This window comes from Enterocloster bolteae (assembly GCF_002234575.2).
Classification (GTDB): Bacteria; Bacillota; Clostridia; order Lachnospirales; family Lachnospiraceae; genus Enterocloster; species Enterocloster bolteae.
The window spans coordinates 6,117,872-6,133,545 of the sequence record NZ_CP022464.2; the positions used below are offsets into that span (position 1 = coordinate 6,117,872).

Annotated in this window: 16 protein-coding genes; 1 reads left to right on the forward strand and 15 read right to left on the reverse strand. The window is 51.4% G+C overall.

From position 1 onward, the window contains the following. The 9 genes from CGC65_RS28425 to CGC65_RS28465 all read right to left on the reverse strand — a co-directional run bounded on the left by CGC65_RS28425 (position 1) and on the right by CGC65_RS28465 (position 9,769). Positions 1–1,566 (reverse strand): Ppx/GppA phosphatase family protein, encoded by a 1,566-nt coding sequence (locus tag CGC65_RS28425; RefSeq protein WP_002568915.1) that lies wholly within the window; start codon positions 1,564–1,566, stop codon positions 1–3. Positions 1,567–1,693: 127 nt separating this feature from the next. Continuing rightward, a complete protein-coding gene (locus CGC65_RS28430; RefSeq protein WP_002568916.1) occupies positions 1,694–2,962 on the reverse strand; it encodes an ATP-binding protein in 1,269 nt (422 codons plus the stop codon). Positions 2,963–2,977: 15 nt separating this feature from the next. Then, on the reverse strand, positions 2,978–4,114 hold the full coding sequence (locus CGC65_RS28435) for a bifunctional chorismate mutase/prephenate dehydratase (RefSeq protein ID WP_002568917.1): 1,137 nt from the start codon (positions 4,112–4,114) through the stop codon (positions 2,978–2,980). Positions 4,115–4,116: 2 nt separating this feature from the next. Continuing rightward, positions 4,117–4,869, reverse strand: a complete 753-nt coding sequence (locus CGC65_RS28440) for a lysophospholipid acyltransferase family protein (RefSeq protein ID WP_002568918.1) — start codon at positions 4,867–4,869, stop codon at positions 4,117–4,119. A gap of 105 nt (positions 4,870–4,974) precedes the next feature. Further along, entirely contained in the window at positions 4,975–5,478 is a 504-nt protein-coding gene (locus CGC65_RS28445) for a putative ABC transporter permease (RefSeq protein WP_002568919.1), read from the reverse strand. 133 nt (positions 5,479–5,611) lie between these two features. Beyond that, a complete protein-coding gene (gene cls / locus CGC65_RS28450) occupies positions 5,612–7,144 on the reverse strand; it encodes a cardiolipin synthase (protein ID WP_002568920.1) in 1,533 nt (510 codons plus the stop codon). A gap of 15 nt (positions 7,145–7,159) precedes the next feature. Further along, positions 7,160–7,597: a type IV pilin protein gene (locus CGC65_RS28455; RefSeq protein WP_007035605.1), complete on the reverse strand. Its 438-nt coding sequence runs from the start codon at positions 7,595–7,597 to the stop codon at positions 7,160–7,162. A 57-nt stretch (positions 7,598–7,654) separates the two neighbouring features. Continuing rightward, positions 7,655–8,011 (reverse strand): type II secretion system protein, encoded by a 357-nt coding sequence (locus CGC65_RS28460; protein WP_002568922.1) that lies wholly within the window; start codon positions 8,009–8,011, stop codon positions 7,655–7,657. Between the two features lie 39 nt (positions 8,012–8,050). Further along, positions 8,051–9,769 carry a GspE/PulE family protein gene (locus CGC65_RS28465; RefSeq protein WP_002568923.1) on the reverse strand — a complete coding sequence of 573 codons (1,719 nt, stop codon included), beginning with the start codon at positions 9,767–9,769 and terminating at the stop codon, positions 8,051–8,053. A gap of 72 nt (positions 9,770–9,841) precedes the next feature. Here CGC65_RS28465 and CGC65_RS28470 point away from each other — a divergent pair, with 72 nt between their 5' ends. After that, positions 9,842–10,597, forward strand: coding sequence for a prepilin peptidase (locus CGC65_RS28470; RefSeq protein WP_002568924.1), 756 nt, complete (start codon positions 9,842–9,844; stop codon positions 10,595–10,597). 28 nt (positions 10,598–10,625) lie between these two features. Here the strand turns inward: CGC65_RS28470 and CGC65_RS28475 are convergent, their stop codons facing one another. Genes CGC65_RS28475 through CGC65_RS28500 form a run of 6 tightly spaced genes read right to left on the reverse strand, consistent with a single transcriptional unit; the run spans position 10,626 to position 15,573 of the window. Beyond that, positions 10,626–11,420: a hypothetical protein gene (locus CGC65_RS28475; RefSeq protein ID WP_007035603.1), complete on the reverse strand. Its 795-nt coding sequence runs from the start codon at positions 11,418–11,420 to the stop codon at positions 10,626–10,628. Further along, positions 11,417–11,950, reverse strand: a complete 534-nt coding sequence (locus CGC65_RS28480; protein WP_002568926.1) for a prepilin-type N-terminal cleavage/methylation domain-containing protein — start codon at positions 11,948–11,950, stop codon at positions 11,417–11,419. The genes CGC65_RS28475 and CGC65_RS28480 overlap by 4 nt, the downstream gene beginning before the upstream one ends. A gap of 11 nt (positions 11,951–11,961) precedes the next feature. Further along, positions 11,962–12,294 (reverse strand): type IV pilus modification PilV family protein, encoded by a 333-nt coding sequence (locus CGC65_RS28485; RefSeq protein WP_002568927.1) that lies wholly within the window; start codon positions 12,292–12,294, stop codon positions 11,962–11,964. Further along, on the reverse strand, positions 12,278–12,928 hold the full coding sequence (locus CGC65_RS28490; RefSeq protein ID WP_002568928.1) for a hypothetical protein: 651 nt from the start codon (positions 12,926–12,928) through the stop codon (positions 12,278–12,280). Before CGC65_RS28490 ends, CGC65_RS28485 begins: the two co-directional genes overlap by 17 nt. Then, complete coding sequence (locus tag CGC65_RS28495) at positions 12,915–14,372, reverse strand: hypothetical protein (protein ID WP_002568929.1); 1,458 nt, start codon at positions 14,370–14,372, stop codon at positions 12,915–12,917. The genes CGC65_RS28490 and CGC65_RS28495 overlap by 14 nt, the downstream gene beginning before the upstream one ends. 10 nt (positions 14,373–14,382) lie before the next feature. After that, positions 14,383–15,573, reverse strand: coding sequence for a type II secretion system F family protein (locus CGC65_RS28500; protein ID WP_002568930.1), 1,191 nt, complete (start codon positions 15,571–15,573; stop codon positions 14,383–14,385). Between the last annotated feature and the right edge of the window lie 101 nt (positions 15,574–15,674).

A 15,674-nucleotide genomic window follows, 5' to 3' on the forward strand; every position in this document is an offset into this window, starting at 1 on the left:
CTACACCCTCCTTTTCTGTCTGAGTATCGGCCTTATGCCAAATATCTCTTCAAAGAAATCCGCCTTCTGTTCAAAGGATGCGGCTTCCAACGCCATATTCCCCGGATAACCGGTGGTGATTACCAGTTCATTTTCCCGGATAGCCATGCGGCAGTCCACCAGCTTTCCCCTGTGGCTGCGGTCCATGGAATTGGCCAGACGCAGGATGGCCGTCAGCTTGGCAATGAGGATGGTGATGGCGTTGCGGCTCATTCCTATATCCTCCTCCTGATGCACCTGGGTCTCCAGCTGTACCTTGTCATAGTCAAAATCACGGATATTATACCGCACCACATTGGCAATGATCTCCCGCTCCAGATGGCTCAGGCCGATGATTTCCGTGGACATGATAATGTTATAGGAGCATTCGTTGGAATTCTTTATGCTTATAAACTTTCCGCAGGCATGGAGCAGCACCGCAATCTGCAGCATCAGCCGTTCCCGCTGCCCCAGGCCGTGGAATTTCTTCATGTTGTCAAAGATACACAGGGCATACTGTTCCAGCACCTGGTTATGGCTGGTGTGGCACTTATAGCGCTTCGCAATGTTCCTGGACGCAGCCAGTATATCGTTCTCAAAGTTGTGGCTGAATTTCACTAGCTTGTTCTCGCTGGCATATTCTGCTGCAATGCCGTCACAGAGGCGGATGCCGGGCACCCAGAACATCTCGGCCCCGGTCAGCTCCAGAATCCGTTTGTATACCACCACACTTGGCAGGAGCAGGGACGCATACTCGCTGTTGACTCCGAATCGCTCCTCGATCTGATCCGTTGTCATCTGGCACATGCGCTCGTAGAAACGGTTCATCGTGGCCGCGTCAACCTTATCCCCGTAGGTATTCAGGTCCAGCCTGTTGATAATATAAAGAATATTCTCACCGATGCCAATGAGGTTTGTGATTTCCCTGTCCTTCAGATACATCTTCCGGAAGGTGAACAGTTCATTGTCCACAATCTCCTCTATATGCTGCTTGTGCTCTTCCACAGTGGCCGGTATCCTGGCTAACAGCCCCCTTACGCGAAGGGTGCCCAGGGGCAGGTTCTGAGTGGTCACCAGAGAATCCTTGTCAAAAAGAGACAGCTGCGCGCTTCCGAATCCCACATCCACGATGGCGGTCCCCTTCTGGATAATTTTATTAAATTCTGCTGCCTTGGCAGCTATGGCCTTATAACTGATGAACCGCTGCTCTGAATTACTGATAATGCGCACCGTAAGCCCTGTCCTCACCCGGATCTGGTCCAGGATAATCTGGCGGTTGTGCGCCTCCCTCATGGCACTGGTTGCATATGCCCTGTAGTCCTTTACCTTATAGGACTTCATAATCTGGACAAATTCCTCCAGTACCTGGCACATCTCCTCCACCAGCTCATAGCTTATCTTACCTGTGCTGTAGGTGTCTTTACCAAGAGCTATTACATGGCGTACGTGGTCAATACGCCGGATTCCTGTCTTATAGGTCATCTCATAGATACCCAGCTCCAGCTCAAATGAACCCACATCAATCGCCGCAAATGTCCGAACTGCCACTTTTCTCAACTCCTTATCGGTCCCTTATAGGTTGACTCATGGTTATTATATACGGCCTCCTCCCATCATACATCGAAAGGCGGTAAAAACTATGTAAAATTTACGTAAAAGAAGTCCCGCACAGAACCTACTGCCTTGCCTTCAGATGGGTTATGAACTGCGCAGCCGTTCTTCCCGACAAACCTCCGTGGCTCAGTTCCCACTTGTTGGCCTCGGCAAAAAGCTCCTGCTCCGGCATATCCAGGCCATGGCGATCCGCCAGCGCCTTTACAATGGTCTCAAACTGTCTCTTATCCGGTGAGCCGTAATAGATGGTGACACCGAACCGTGCTGCCAGGGACAGCTTTTCCTGCACCGTATCGTTGTTGTGGAGCTCGTCGTCCAGCTCCCGCTTGTCGCTGAACTTCTCACGTATAAGGTGGCGGCGGTTGGAGGTTGCATAGATGAGCACGTTGCCAGGACGCTTGCCCAGCCCTCCCTCCAGAATCGCCTTCAGATACTTATACTCAAGCTCATAATCTTCAAATGACAGGTCATCCATATAAATAATGAACTTGTAGTTTCTGTCTTTAATCTGCTCCAGCACATCGGACAGCGCCTTAAACTGGTGCTTATATACCTCAATGATGCGCAGACCCCTGCCATAATATTCATTGAGCACCGCCTTGACGCTGGAGGACTTGCCTGTTCCCGCGTCTCCGAAGAGAAGTACATTGTTGGCTTCCTTTCCCTCCACGAAGGCTTCTGTGTTCTCTATGAGTTTCTGCTTCTGAAGTTCATAGCCAACTATATCCTTAAAATATATGTGCTCCACATTGATAATGGGGTCGATGATAACAGGCTGGCCTTCCTCCCTCTCGATGATGCGGAATGCTTTATTGAGCCCGAATTTTCCCACACCGAATTCCCTGTAGAAATCCACCACATGGTCCTGGAACTCCCCTGCATCCGCAGATTCCTCCAGCTGTACTGCCAGGTTTACAATCCTGTTTCTGACCCGGCGGTTAAATACACGGCTGTCCTTCCTGGCCGGTTTATAGTCTTCCATCAGGGCCCACAGTCCGGAGGGTTCCAGGTTTCGTATATCGTAATCAAACAGGGCCTTGAAGATCCGGCAGTCCTCCCTGGCCAGCTCATCCAGGGAACCGCCCGCCGGTCCTGTTATCTCACATGTGGTAGTGTATGCATTTTCATTGTTTGCCAGACAGAAGGCCAGGAAACAATGCCAGAGGTTTCCCTCAAATCCGTACTTAACAGCCAGCTCCGTCAGTCGTCCGCCGCAGGACGCACCGTCAGGCTCCTGCCCTCCCTGTGCGTATCCCATCAGATGGGCTATATCACGAAACAGCTCCTGGTGCTCCAGGTTTCTATATATTACTAAATCTTTGATATCCATGACCTTCCTGCCTCCCTAATAATTTCCCAGAATCCTCATGCTGACCGCTTCCTCGGAGATTCCCAACAGTGCGTTGCGGATTGCCGGGTCGCCCAGCGAGCCCTCCACATCCACAAAGAACCGGTATTCCCAGCTGCGTCCCTCTATGGGGCGGGATTCTATCATCAGCATGTTCACATCGTTATAAATAAAGTTTCCCAGCATATTATACAGGGAGCCGCTCTTATGTAAACCTTCAAAGCAGATGCTTACCTTTCCCGCATCCTTCCTGTACATGGGTTTCCTGGCAACGATAATGAACCTGGTGGTATTGTTCTTATTGTTGTTGATGGAGGCCTCCAGAACCTTAAGGCCGTAAAGTGCTCCTGCCGTGGGACTGGCTACCGCTGCCTGGGATACTTCCCCCTCTTCCAGTACTTTCTTGGCTGCCCCGGCTGTATTCTCCACACTTATCTGGCTCCACTGCCTGTGGGCGCCCAGATACCCTGAACACTGCATCAGTCCCTGGGGATGGGAATATACACGCCTGATATCCTCCAGGGAGGCCTCCGGCAGGCCTAAAAGCGCGTGGTCCACTGCCACCTTTGTCTCTGCCACAATGTATATGTCATGCTTCAGCAGATTATCGTAATTGTCAATCACGGCCCCTGCCAGGGAATTCTCGATGGGAAGAACTCCATAATCAGCCCTTCCCTCCTCCACCTCTATCATGGCATCCTCAAAGACCGGAACATGGTATACATCAGCATCTTCCCCAAAATACTGGAGGGCTGCCCTGTGGCTGTAGGCCCCCTCCACTCCCTGGTAGACAATGCGCGCACCTTCCCTCTTCAGCTCGTCCACCATGGTAAATCCGGTATCACCGCCCTTGCCATGCTCCGCCAAAAGACGGTACTGCAGCCTGCGGCTGATGGTCATAATCTGTGAGAAGAGCTCATGCACTCCCTTCCGGTTGAATTCACTGTGGGCCATGGCTGCCACTGCGGCCAGCTTCTGCTTTTCCCGCTGTCCGTCGTATACAGCCTTTCCCGTTCCAATCTTAAATTCCGCCACCTGGCCGCAAAGCTCCATCCGCTTTTCAAACAATTCCACCAGCCTGGTATCTATCTCATCCAGCTGGCCTCTGATTTCCTGTAAATCCAGATTCTCCATGGTTATTTATCCTGCTCCTGTTCTTCCTTCATCTCTTTCAGCATACCCTCTATCACATCCCTTGTATATGCCCCTGGAAACTTGCGTTTTTCAGCCGGAAGCTCCTTGATATAGATAGGTTCCCCGTAGCGTATGCACACATGGCTGGGCTTTACGAAGGGCAGGTGCTGTTCAAATATCTCTGCCGTACCCGTGATGGCCACCGGTATAACAGGACATCCGCTTTTCTGCGCAATCTTCAGACTTCCCTCATGGAACGGCAGAAGCTGAGTCAGCTCCTGGTTCTCATTGCGGGTTCCCTCCGGGAATATCCATATGGATACGCCGGATTTCACCTTCTCGATGCCTTCCAGGATGGTCTTTAAGCCCTCCTTTATATCCACGCGGTCCAGGAAGAGACAATTGACCCTCTGCATCCAGGTGCGCAGAAGGGGTATCTTTAACATTTCCTTCTTAGCCACAAACCCGGTCAGCCCCGGAACCGTCATATAACCCACCAGTATGTCAAAGTAGCTCCTGTGGTTGCCCACATAGAGGACAGCCCTGTCTGACGGTATGTTCTCCAGCCCCTGCACCTCATATGTAACGCCTGCAAGCTTCAATATAAAACGGAACACCCCCTGAATCTTTCCAAGACTCACTTTCTGGACTCCCACAGGGTCCGTTTTGGCCCTGAACCTGAGTACGGCCAGTAACGGCACGGAAAAAATCAGGTATAATATGACAGTCATGGCCACCAATATAATACGTATCATTGCCTTCTCCTTTATACATCTTTATTTATATGTCAAGAAATGTTTATTTTCCATTATATCAAAAAGGACGGCTTAAATACAATACCCTGCAACCAGGTTTGTCATTTAATCGCCGCCCTTGGGCTTTGTGAGATATTCAAACAGGAGACCTGTCATAAACCAGAGTGGTGCGAACTTGAGCCGTATGACCCCGCCCACATTATCGGGCCACAGGGAGTAGTCCCATGGACAGATTCCTATACTGGTAAGCCATATACCGGTTATATATTCCGCAATAAAAATCAGAACCATATAAATCAGTCCGTGCCGTATGGACCGGCCAACACGGCTGAGCCTGTCCTGACCTGCGTCCTCCAGTCCCGGAAGACCGGTAAGCCAGCTGTCTATGAACCGGCTTATGGGAAGCAGGAGAGCTCCCATGCCATAGATGGGAAACATGATAAGGGAGGTACGGCCTATAAGCCGCCAGTCCCCGGCCATGATGGAGTCCACTGAGGTAAACATGACCTCCAGACACCATCCTGCGATTCCGCATCTGCAAAAGTTAAGAAATAATTCGTATATTTTATTTTCGTGGTTGATTTGTCCTGTCTGCGCTCTCATAGCCATTAGTATGAGCCTGTGCAGCTGCCTTCTATTCGCAGACAGCTGCTTTTCCAGAACTTTCCGTGTTCCCGGGGCAGGGATTTACCAAGCTGCGGGGATTTTCCCTCTGAAGGGTTTCTGCATCCCCGGGAATCCTCTACAACAGCGGCGACAAAAGGCGGCTGGACTGTTCCTTTATGCGCATCCACAGATTCCTGTCCGCATATTCTTCCCTGGTGATTTCCCGGCAGTGGGGCAGGTCATTCATAAAGGCCTCCTCCAGCTGGCCTGTGACTTCCTCATCATAAATGGTGGCATTGACCTCAAAGTTCAGTTCAAAACTTCGTATGTCCATGTTGGCTGTTCCATAGCAGCTCACCCTTCCGTCTATCATAATGCCCTTGGAGTGAAGGAATCCGTTTTCATACACGTAAACCCTGGCCCCATAGTCCAGAAGCTCCCCTGCATAGGAACAGGTAGCCCAGTACACAAAGGGATGGTCCGGCTTGCAGGGAATCATCAGCCGCACATCCACACCTGAAAGGGCCGCAATCTTAAGGCTGGAAAATATGGCGTCATCCGGTATGAAGTAGGGAGTCTGTATATAGATATGGTGCTTTGCCTTGTGAAACAGCTCCAGGTAATTATTCCGTATATGGGGCTCCCTGGTATCCGGTCCGCTGGTAATAATCTGCATGCAGACCATCTCGTTTACATGGTCCGGGTCCGGCCACACAGCATGAATCTGGCCGTTCAGCCGGCGTCTGGCATACTCTGCCTCCTCCCCGAAGTAGCGGATTTCCTTAAACAGGTTCTCCCCTGTCACGTAGTTCCAGTCCAGCGCAAAACGGATCTGCAGACTGATGGCTGCCTCCCCTTTTATTTCCAGATGGGTATCACGCCAGTAGCCAAACTTGGGGTCCCGCGATATATATTCACGGCCTATGTTAAAGCCACCCACAAACCCCGTGTTGCCGTCCACCACCACGATTTTCCGGTGGTTTCGGTAATTTACCCTCAGGTTAAGCCATCCCAGGAAGGGAGGAAAGAATACCCCCACCTTGATCCCCGCACTGCGCATCTGGTCCCAGCGCTTCTTCGGCATGAAGCGGCCGCCCATGCCGTCGCACAGAATTCTCACTTCCACGCCTTCCCTCACCTTATCCAGAAGAATGGGGACAATGGAGTCAAACAGCTCATCGTTCTTGATGATATAATACTGTATGTGGATAAACCTGTGGGCCTGGCGCAGGGCATTTCTCAGGGCCTCAAATTTAGCCTGCCCGTCCGTGTATATCTGCACCTGGTTGTTCACCGTAAGCACAGACCCCGATGTCTCCAGATTATAGATAATCAGGCTCTTAAAATCTCTGGACATGGGGTCCATCATTTCCTCCGGCATGTCGTCGGAGCGTATGATGTCTTCCTGGCTTTTGACCGGCAGGTTCAGCCTGTCGCTGACTTCCTTCACCCGGAACATCCTGCTCTTCTTCATATCCTGGCCAAAGAGCAGGTAAAAGACGATTCCGAACACCGGGATGAAGTACAGGGCCAGAAGCCAGGTCCAGACACTTCTTGGGTCCCTGCGCTGAAAAAATATGATAATAATTGAAAATGCCAGATTGATATACAGCAGGTGGTCCAGCAGCCATCCCCATACCGTCAGTACCGTACTCCAGATTAATTCCATTTTACAGCCTCTCTCCTAATCTGATGCTTCCGTTATATTCCCATCCTCGTCAATATTCAGTTTCACGGTGCAGTACCGGTTTTCATATTTCAGGACCTGCAGGCGGCCTGTGGCCAGATCCGCCTCCACAGAGACGATTCTGGCTCCCTTCTGCCCACCGGATATATAGTCCTTTAACGGCCCGTCGGAATTGCTGAGATCCAGGCCCATTAGCCTGAGAAGCATTCCTCCGGTCAGCTTACCCTTTTCCTTCTCGTCATTCAGATAACGCTGGACCGCGTCCACGCAAATCCGGGCCTCTGTCTGTGCGGTTGCCTCATGGGCAGCGTTTATATAGTTCATCATATTAGGCACCGCGATACACAAAAGTATGGACAGGATTGCAACCACCGCAATCAGTTCCACCAGAGTAAACGCACAATTTCCCTTTTTCTTCATGTCCTTTTTCCTCATATCTTATGCTTCCCGCCATAAGCCTCCGATAATGGCTCATTGTATCACATATAGGATTTAATTTCCAGACTCAATCCTGCCCTCCCCGGTATCGCCATTATAAACGGCCTTATACGTTTTGCCGTTTATCTGGCCTTCCCAGTAGGCGCTGTTCTTATCTTTATCAAAATGGTATTCCTCTTTCTCAGATTCCTTTATGACGCCCGCGTCCAGCATGTCCTGCTGTGCCTTTCCCAGTGTATAATTGGATCTGGCATTGGATATGGCTACCTGCTCCGCTGATTTGTCCTGGATTCCCCGGTAGGAAGGCACTGCTATGGCCACCAGTATTCCCAGTATGGCAATGACACAGATTAGTTCCACCAGCGTAAATCCTTCCGTTCTCTTCTTTCCCTTTTTCATATGTATACTCATTATCATGACTCCTCTTTTCTTTTGTACGATTGCAGCTCCCTACTGGACGGAATACAGTATTTTCTCAGCCTCCTCCATATCGGTTTCTCCGTCGGCAGCCATCCTCAGGACATGGTCCCTTAGAGGCATGGAGCCTTTCTTTTCCTGGTATTCGCGGATGGATGAAAGGGGCTCATTATCAAGTATCATGGCCTTAATCTGTTCATCCACATCCATTATCTCATAGACCGCTGTCCTCCCGGTATATCCCGTACCCCCGCAAAGAGGACAGCCCGCAGACCTCCACAGCCTGTCTGGAATATGCCTCCCCCGCTCCGCAAATATCCTTTGCTCCCGCTCGTCCGGCTCGTAGGGCTGACGGCAGTTGGGACAGAGCAGCTTTACCAGTCTCTGGGCTATGATTCCGGACAGGGAAGCCGCTGCCATATAAGGAGGAACTCCCATATTGCGGAGTCTGTGAATGGTGGAAGCGCAGTCATTGGTATGAAGGGTGGACAGGACCAGATGTCCTGTGATGGCTGCCCTGACTCCGATGGCCACTGTCTCCTCATCCCTCATTTCGCCTACCATGATCACGTCCGGGTCCTGTCTTAAGATGGATCGCAGGGCAGACGCAAATGTAAGGCCGGCTTTGGAATTGACCTGAACCTGGGTAATTCCGTCCATAACTTTCTCAGCCGGATCCTCCACTGTAACTATGTTGATCTTCTTTTTCACCATCCGGTTTATGGCAGCGTACAGGGTGGTTGTCTTTCCGCTTCCAGTGGGACCTGTCACCAGGACCATACCGTGAGGCGCCTTAAGGATATGCTCAAATACAATCCTCTGTTCTTCCTCCATTCCCAGACGCCTTATATCCATCAGCGAGTTATTCCTGTCATTTCCCAAAAGCCTGAGAACTGCTTTCTCTCCATAAATGGAGGGAAGGGTGGAGATTCTCAGGTCCGTGGACACCTCACCCCGCTCATAATGATATTTTCCATCCTGCGGAAGACGTTTTTCCGCAATGTCCATACCGGCCATCAGCTTAAGCCTGGTTATCATGGGACGGTGATATTCCATTTTAAGCGTAGTATGGACCATTAGGTCCCCGTTGATTCTGATGCGGATGACCAGATCATTCTTTCCCGGCTCCACATGAATGTCACTGGCATTTTTATGGAAGGCCTCCTCTATGACCGTATTGACCATGCGTACCACAGGAGCGCTTTCCACCCGTTCCATGAAGGCCAGCTCTGAAACAGAGGCTTCCGCAGCCGCGCCAACTCCCACACCGGGCCTCTCCATTGAAACATATGGATTCTCTCCGTATACGTGCTCCGGTGCGGAACCATAGGCCTTTTTAAGCGCCTGCTTCAGTTCCTTCTCCGGCGCCAGCACTGCCCTGACCTTCATACCGGACAGGGTTTCCACCTCATCCAGCACATCGGGAGACACCGGATAGGCTGCCGCCACTATAAGACACTCTTCCTCAAAACTCATGGGAAGAATCCGGTTTCTCACGGCAAAGGACGGCTCAATCACGGCCGCTGACTTACGATCAGCCTTGAGAGGGCCAAAAGGCGCCACCTCCATATGGTCCCTGGCAGCTGCACAGGTCAGCAGTGCTGCTTCTGTAACATAACCGAACTCTGTCAGTATTTCCTCAATGGAGCATTCCGGCCTTCCCTGCTTAAGACGCATGGCGCGGTCCAGCTGGCTCCGGGTCAGATATCCACTGTCAATCAACAGGTTTTCTATAGGTATTTTATCTGGCACTGTTGTCTCCTCTCCCTTCCATATGGTATACTTTCGCCAGGCAGCAGTTTATGACGGAAGCGGGGTAATACCATGGTTTTTATCTATTTTGTATTATACGGACTGTTAGGCGCAGTGACAGGCAGCTTTCTGAATGTCTGTATCCTGCGCATACCTGCAAACCAGAATTTTGTAACCGGGCGTTCCCACTGTCCGGCATGCGGCCATGTACTGGCCTTTTACGATATGGTTCCTGTTCTGTCCTGGTTATTTCTAAAGGGCCGGTGCCGGTATTGCAGGGCCCCTGTTTCCATTCAGTATCCGGCTGTGGAGCTTCTCACTACATCTGCCTTTCTCCTGTGTCTCCTGGCAAAAGGGCCAGGTATGGAGTCAGCCCTTATGTGTATGTTTTCCAGTATTCTTATTACAGCTGCATTTATAGACGCACGGCACATGTACATACCTGACGGCATCCATATCCTGATTCTTATTCTGTCCTGTATCTCACTGGCAGCCGGATCCGGACCCGCCATTATTAACCGGCTGGGCGGCTCCCTTCTGGCAGGCGGTTTCCTGGCTCTTGTAAATCTGCTTAGCCGGGGAGGCGTTGGCTGGGGCGACGTAAAGCTCTTTGCTGCCAGCGGTCTGCTGATTGGCGCAGCTCCTGCAATAACGGCCCTTCTGATGGGCTATGTCGCAGCAGGCCTTTGGTATGCAGTTCCTCTTGTGCGGGGAAGGGTTGGCCGAAAGACGCAGATACCTATGGCCCCGTTTTTTGCAGTGTCCCTGATGGTATGCGGTCTTTGGTTCAGACAGCTGTTCCTGTGGTATCTGGGTTTTTTCCGGTAATGGACCACACCCGTTTCATTTCTCATGGTCAGCTGCCTTCATAATAGCGGTATACACCGTTTCCATTCAGATAAACTTTTACTTCCGGGTCATCCCCTCTGCTGGAACGGTACGGTTTGCTAATGACCATCACGGATCCGTCCCGGTCATCAAATACAATGTCCGCCATCATGGAAAAGCTGTACCCGCTGCTCTCTACCCTGGTGCGGACCGTGGCCAGGGATTTAAGGGGATGCGCTGTCAATGTAATGTCAATTGTTGTTGTGCTGTCTGTTATGTTACTGTCTGTAGTAAAACCGTCTGCCGCAGGGGCATCCGCCGCACCATCATCTGTGCCGCCGGAATCCTCTGAACATCCCTTTCCGCGGACCACATATTTCTTGTTCCCCAATGCATGGTACAGATACCGTTCCCAGCGAAGTTCTTCCTCTGCATCCGTTGTATCCGTGTCCTCCTCCGAAGAAAAGGATTCTGCCTTAAGTTCCCCATCTTCCCCTTCCTCAGCCTCTTCTTCGTCCATCATTGCATCAAATTCTTCCCTGACCCTGTCGCAGTCTTCCTGGAAATTCTGCCAGATCAGATTCATGGCCGGGGACTCCCCACTGCTTACTGCCTCGCAGAAGGAGCGGTGGATGGTCTTGGCGGAGAGCTGGGCCTCCATATAGCGCCTGTTTTTCAGGGCAGCTTTCATATTGTACCGGGAAATAGCCATATATCCGCTGGACAGCACAGCTAAAAGCGTCATGAGCAGTACCACATACATCAGGCTGCTTCCACGGGTATGCCCATTATTTTTTCTTACAGTTCTTCTCCTGCCCATCATGTCCCGCCTTCCCAATCCATGGTATAACCATACATGGAACCGATGGCCGTCTTCTGCTCATATATAACATCCCCGTCCTTCTTCACCTTTATGCTCACTTTGGCCCGCGTATTCTTTGTTCCGCTAAAATCCAGCTCTAATTCCATACCGCCCAGTTCCGCTACTTCTAATTCCTCGGCGGAGATACTCGGCCAGTCCTCCACCGGCGGCAGTTCTTCATAATATGACCTGCCCTCCTTAATATCCGGAATCTTCTCTCTGTCCCTTACATAGTACGATATCACACCTGTATCTTGGTAATCGCAGAAAAATACATAGCCGTACCTCAGCTTTTCCTCCAGACCGCGATACGCCTCGCTGCACATGGCCTTTGCCTGGGAAAGCCGGTCCAGCTCATAATACAGCTTCATCTGCGGATGAATGAAACCGGAAATAAATACAGCCAGGACCGCGGCAATGGCCAGCGCAGCCACTGTCTCAATCAATGTAAATCCTCCGTTGTTCTTCCCTGTCCTGCTTTCTTTCGCCATATTCCCCGCCTTTATCTGTGCCTGTAAAATGTCATATGGTTGCCTGTATCCTCCTCCGATTCAGTGATTTCATACTGTTCAAATATTTCCCGGACTCCGTTCTCTTCTTCCAGGCCAAACTCCACTGCAATGGTTTCTCCGGTAGGCTCTCCCTCCCCTTCGCCGGCCAAGGCGCTGAGGTTATAATTAGACTGTTCCAATCTCTGCTCCCCGGACAGCTGGCCTGCATTGGCAGCCGTCATCATCAGAAACCCTGTACAGACAACTGCCAGGAGGGCAGTTGATACCACAATCTCAATCAGAGTAAACCCTCCTCTGGATGACCTGTTAACCGATTTCTTCATAATAATACCTGACCTCCACGATTCCCTTCATTCCCTGATACGTTTCCTGTCCATCCTCTCCGCTCTCATACACAGCTTCCACATCCATAAAGCTTACCAAAACACTTTTCTGTTCCCTGTATATTTCATCTGCAAACGTCATCACATCCTTTGGGTCCGGACATTCTATTTCCATGGTAATGACTGATTCCTTTACCGTCCTGCCGGCTGGCCCGCTTTCCACGGCCGGCTTCCCGCTTTCCTCCGGGTCATCGCTTTGCGCGTCATAGGTTTGCGTGTCATAGGAAATTTCTGCCGCTGCAGCTCCGCCTATACTCATGCGGCGTATGCTTACCCCTGCCCTGGCTGCCATGTCCTGCAGGCTCCTGTCCATAAAAATATCATCAATATCCCGGTAGAAGAAATCCTCTGTATTCCTTAAACGCTCCCATTCCTTTAACTTCTGTTCCAGTTCCTCATAATGGCTCAGGTAAAATTCCATTTCCTCCCTTTCCTGATTCCCGCTTTCCATCAGCTCCATGGACTTCCGGTATCCGGCGCGGCACGGCCAGATAAATACTTCCAGCGCCACAGCCCAGATAATGATGGTGAACAATACACCTATGAGAAACCGCTCCCTGCTACTGAGCTTCATCCTGTCCTCCCATTCCCAGAGTTCCGTAAACAGTTGCGTATATCCGCTCTGTCTCCCTGTCCTCTGCGCTCTTTTCCCACAGGCTGTGTCCTACCTGCCTGAAAATCCCGGAATGTTCCACCCTCTCCACGTAGGCCGGTACATCCTCAGAACGATCCATGGACACCACCATCTGAAGGTAAGGCCCCTCGCCGTCAAAGGAAATGGATTCAATTCTCATCTCCGGATTCATGGCCTCTGTAAATGCCCTGAATTCATTCATGCCCAGCAGATTCTTTCCGGCCAACAGCGCCTTCTCTGTCCGTGTTTTCTCCCTGTCAGCCGACATTTCACCTATTCTTTCTTCCATCTCCATGGATTTACGGACACGGGTCTTATACTCTGTTCCTTCCATGGCATACTCTGTCCTGGCCAGCGCTTTCCCTGCCGCATGGTCCACATAGGCCGCGTGAAAGGACAGTCCCGCCGCCGCCAATCCATTGGCAAGCAGGAATAAAGCCCAGCCTCTGGTCATAAACGGCCCGCGGCCCAGAATAGAGTTCTTTCCATCCTCGTATCCCCGTTCCTCCAGTTCCAGAGCCTTTCTCTTTCCCTCCAGGGAACCAGCCACACAAACTGCCAGACATACGGCGTCCACTGGTTCCGGCATTCTGACACTGCAGGGTATCTTAAACCGTCCGGACATATATTCAGCCGCTGCCTGTGCGTCAGGAATACAGGATGTCATGAGTACCATACAATCCGGGACAGGAACATCTGACGCCGCAGTACAGTCCTGTATCAGGTCCTCCACCTGCTCCGCCATCTCTTCACAGAGCATGTCCACTGCTCCCTCCCGCAGAAAACAGCCGGCCTTCAGGCCTGTCATACGGCATGCCAGACAATGTCCGCCTGACAACACATAAAAGCCCATGCTGGCCTGGTTCACATCCAGCAGAAGAACCCGCTCTTCCCTCCATAGCTCCCTGGCCATAATGGCCATACAGTCAGGCAGGACCAGGACACGGCCGCATATCATCTTCCCGTCCTCCACGGCCTTCTTATACGCATCCAGACTGCGCTGTTCCATATAGTAGGCAGTAACATCCGCCATTGTCCTGCCGGTTTTCGCTCTCAGATCCAGGGCTGCTGCATGGTTTCCAAAATCCGGGTCCAGCAGGGACATCTCATTGACTGCCATTCTTTTCATGGCGTTCTTTCCTGCCTTTGGAATGGCAAAGCTCATCATCCTGACATCCCGTCCAGCTATCAGATTGACACGTTTCCCCTCCATGCCGTATTTTTCAGCAAGACGCGTCAGGGCCGATGCCACATCAGGCACCGGCTCCACGAATTCCCACTCCACTATTTCCAGGCAGCGGCGGAGCCCGGAACCCGCACACCGTTTAAACCTGCCGCGGACATAACATATCCTGTCCTCTTCCAAACATATGTAATATTCCATTTTCTACCTCTTACAGCATTGACGAGTACATGTTAAATACAGGCATCATGATGGCCATGACCACACTGCCTACCACCAGGGCAAGTATGAGAATCATGGCTGGCTCCAGAAGGGCAATCATCTGGTTGACTGCCCTGGCTGCCTCCTTTTCATAAAAACTTCCCGCATCCTCCAGCACCATATCCAATGCGCCTGATTCCTCTCCTGCTGCCACCATAGAGATGAGCACCGGCTGGAACAGATTCAGCTCATCCAACGCCTGGGACAGCATCACGCCTCCTTTTAAGCTCTCCGCAACCTGGACCAGTCCCTTCTCCACATATGAGTTTCCCATGACCCGCCCTACGGTGTGCATGGCATCCAGAATTCCAATTCCGCTTCCGTAAAGCACGGCAAAGGCAGATGCAAAGCGGGATGTATATACGGTGCTTAAAAGTTTTCCTATTATTGGAGTATACAGCACAGCCCGGTCTGCCTGCAGCCGGACAAAAGGACATGTTAGAATCCCCTTGAACAGGGCCATCAATACCAGAATAAGCATAATGTAGAGAACCCCGCGGCTGCGGAGGCTGAAACTGAGCCTCATCATCATCCGGGTAATCCAGGGCAGCTCCTGCTCCTGCAGCATGGAGGCAAACTGCGGAAGAACCGTGGTCAGCATAAATACGGCGGCTAACACGGTAATAGAAAACAATATGACCGGATACGTCATGGCCGCCCGCACCTTGCCATTTAATTCTTCCTCCCGTCCGTAGTACCCCGCCATCTTATGGAGCAGTTCATCCAGCCTTCCGCTGGACTCGCCCGTGCGCGTCATATAAACCAGCAGATTAGGAAATACTCCCTTCATCTCCTCCATGGCTTCTGACAAGGTACGTCCCTTGTGTATGCTCTCCCTGAGTCCGGCAAGCGTCACCTTAAGGGTCTTATCCCTGGCAGACCCCGCGCTCACCTCCAGAGCTCTGGACAGCGGCACTCCGGCTGTCAGCATGGCTGCTAACTGCCTGCACAGCAGAGGAAGCTGTCTCTGATTCAGCTTTGCCGGACGCGCTGAGGGTGTCCGCTCCAGCGAGCTGTATTCATAACAATAGAGTCCCCTGGATTTAAGTATGACGAAAAGAGCCCGGCCGCTGTCTGCCTTCTCGGTTCCACAGTGAACTCTTCCATCTTCACTTTTCGCCCTGTATCTGTAACGCGGCATGGTTCCCCTCCCCCTTTCCATATGGCATTCATATGTACAAAACCGGCTTTATCTGATATAAGTCAGACAAAGCCGGCCGCAAAACACTTATATATGATTTT

What these genes read in the sequence shown, in the direction of transcription:
- CGC65_RS28430 (WP_002568916.1), bottom strand. Translation starts at nt 2,962, where the DNA reads ATGGATATCAAAGATTTAGTAATATATAGAAACCTGGAGCACCAGGAG.
- CGC65_RS28435 (WP_002568917.1), bottom strand. Translation starts at nt 4,114, where the DNA reads ATGGAGAATCTGGATTTACAGGAAATCAGAGGCCAGCTGGATGAGATA.
- CGC65_RS28440 (WP_002568918.1), bottom strand. Translation starts at nt 4,869, where the DNA reads ATGATACGTATTATATTGGTGGCCATGACTGTCATATTATACCTGATT.
- CGC65_RS28445 (WP_002568919.1), bottom strand. Translation starts at nt 5,478, where the DNA reads ATGGCTATGAGAGCGCAGACAGGACAAATCAACCACGAAAATAAAATA.
- cls (WP_002568920.1), bottom strand. Translation starts at nt 7,144, where the DNA reads ATGGAATTAATCTGGAGTACGGTACTGACGGTATGGGGATGGCTGCTG.
- CGC65_RS28455 (WP_007035605.1), bottom strand. Translation starts at nt 7,597, where the DNA reads ATGAGGAAAAAGGACATGAAGAAAAAGGGAAATTGTGCGTTTACTCTG.
- CGC65_RS28460 (WP_002568922.1), bottom strand. Translation starts at nt 8,011, where the DNA reads ATGAGTATACATATGAAAAAGGGAAAGAAGAGAACGGAAGGATTTACG.
- CGC65_RS28470 (WP_002568924.1), top strand. Translation starts at nt 9,842, where the DNA reads ATGGTTTTTATCTATTTTGTATTATACGGACTGTTAGGCGCAGTGACA.
- CGC65_RS28475 (WP_007035603.1), bottom strand. Translation starts at nt 11,420, where the DNA reads ATGATGGGCAGGAGAAGAACTGTAAGAAAAAATAATGGGCATACCCGT.
- CGC65_RS28480 (WP_002568926.1), bottom strand. Translation starts at nt 11,950, where the DNA reads ATGGCGAAAGAAAGCAGGACAGGGAAGAACAACGGAGGATTTACATTG.
- CGC65_RS28485 (WP_002568927.1), bottom strand. Translation starts at nt 12,294, where the DNA reads ATGAAGAAATCGGTTAACAGGTCATCCAGAGGAGGGTTTACTCTGATT.
- CGC65_RS28490 (WP_002568928.1), bottom strand. Translation starts at nt 12,928, where the DNA reads ATGAAGCTCAGTAGCAGGGAGCGGTTTCTCATAGGTGTATTGTTCACC.
- CGC65_RS28495 (WP_002568929.1), bottom strand. Translation starts at nt 14,372, where the DNA reads ATGGAATATTACATATGTTTGGAAGAGGACAGGATATGTTATGTCCGC.
- CGC65_RS28500 (WP_002568930.1), bottom strand. Translation starts at nt 15,573, where the DNA reads ATGCCGCGTTACAGATACAGGGCGAAAAGTGAAGATGGAAGAGTTCAC.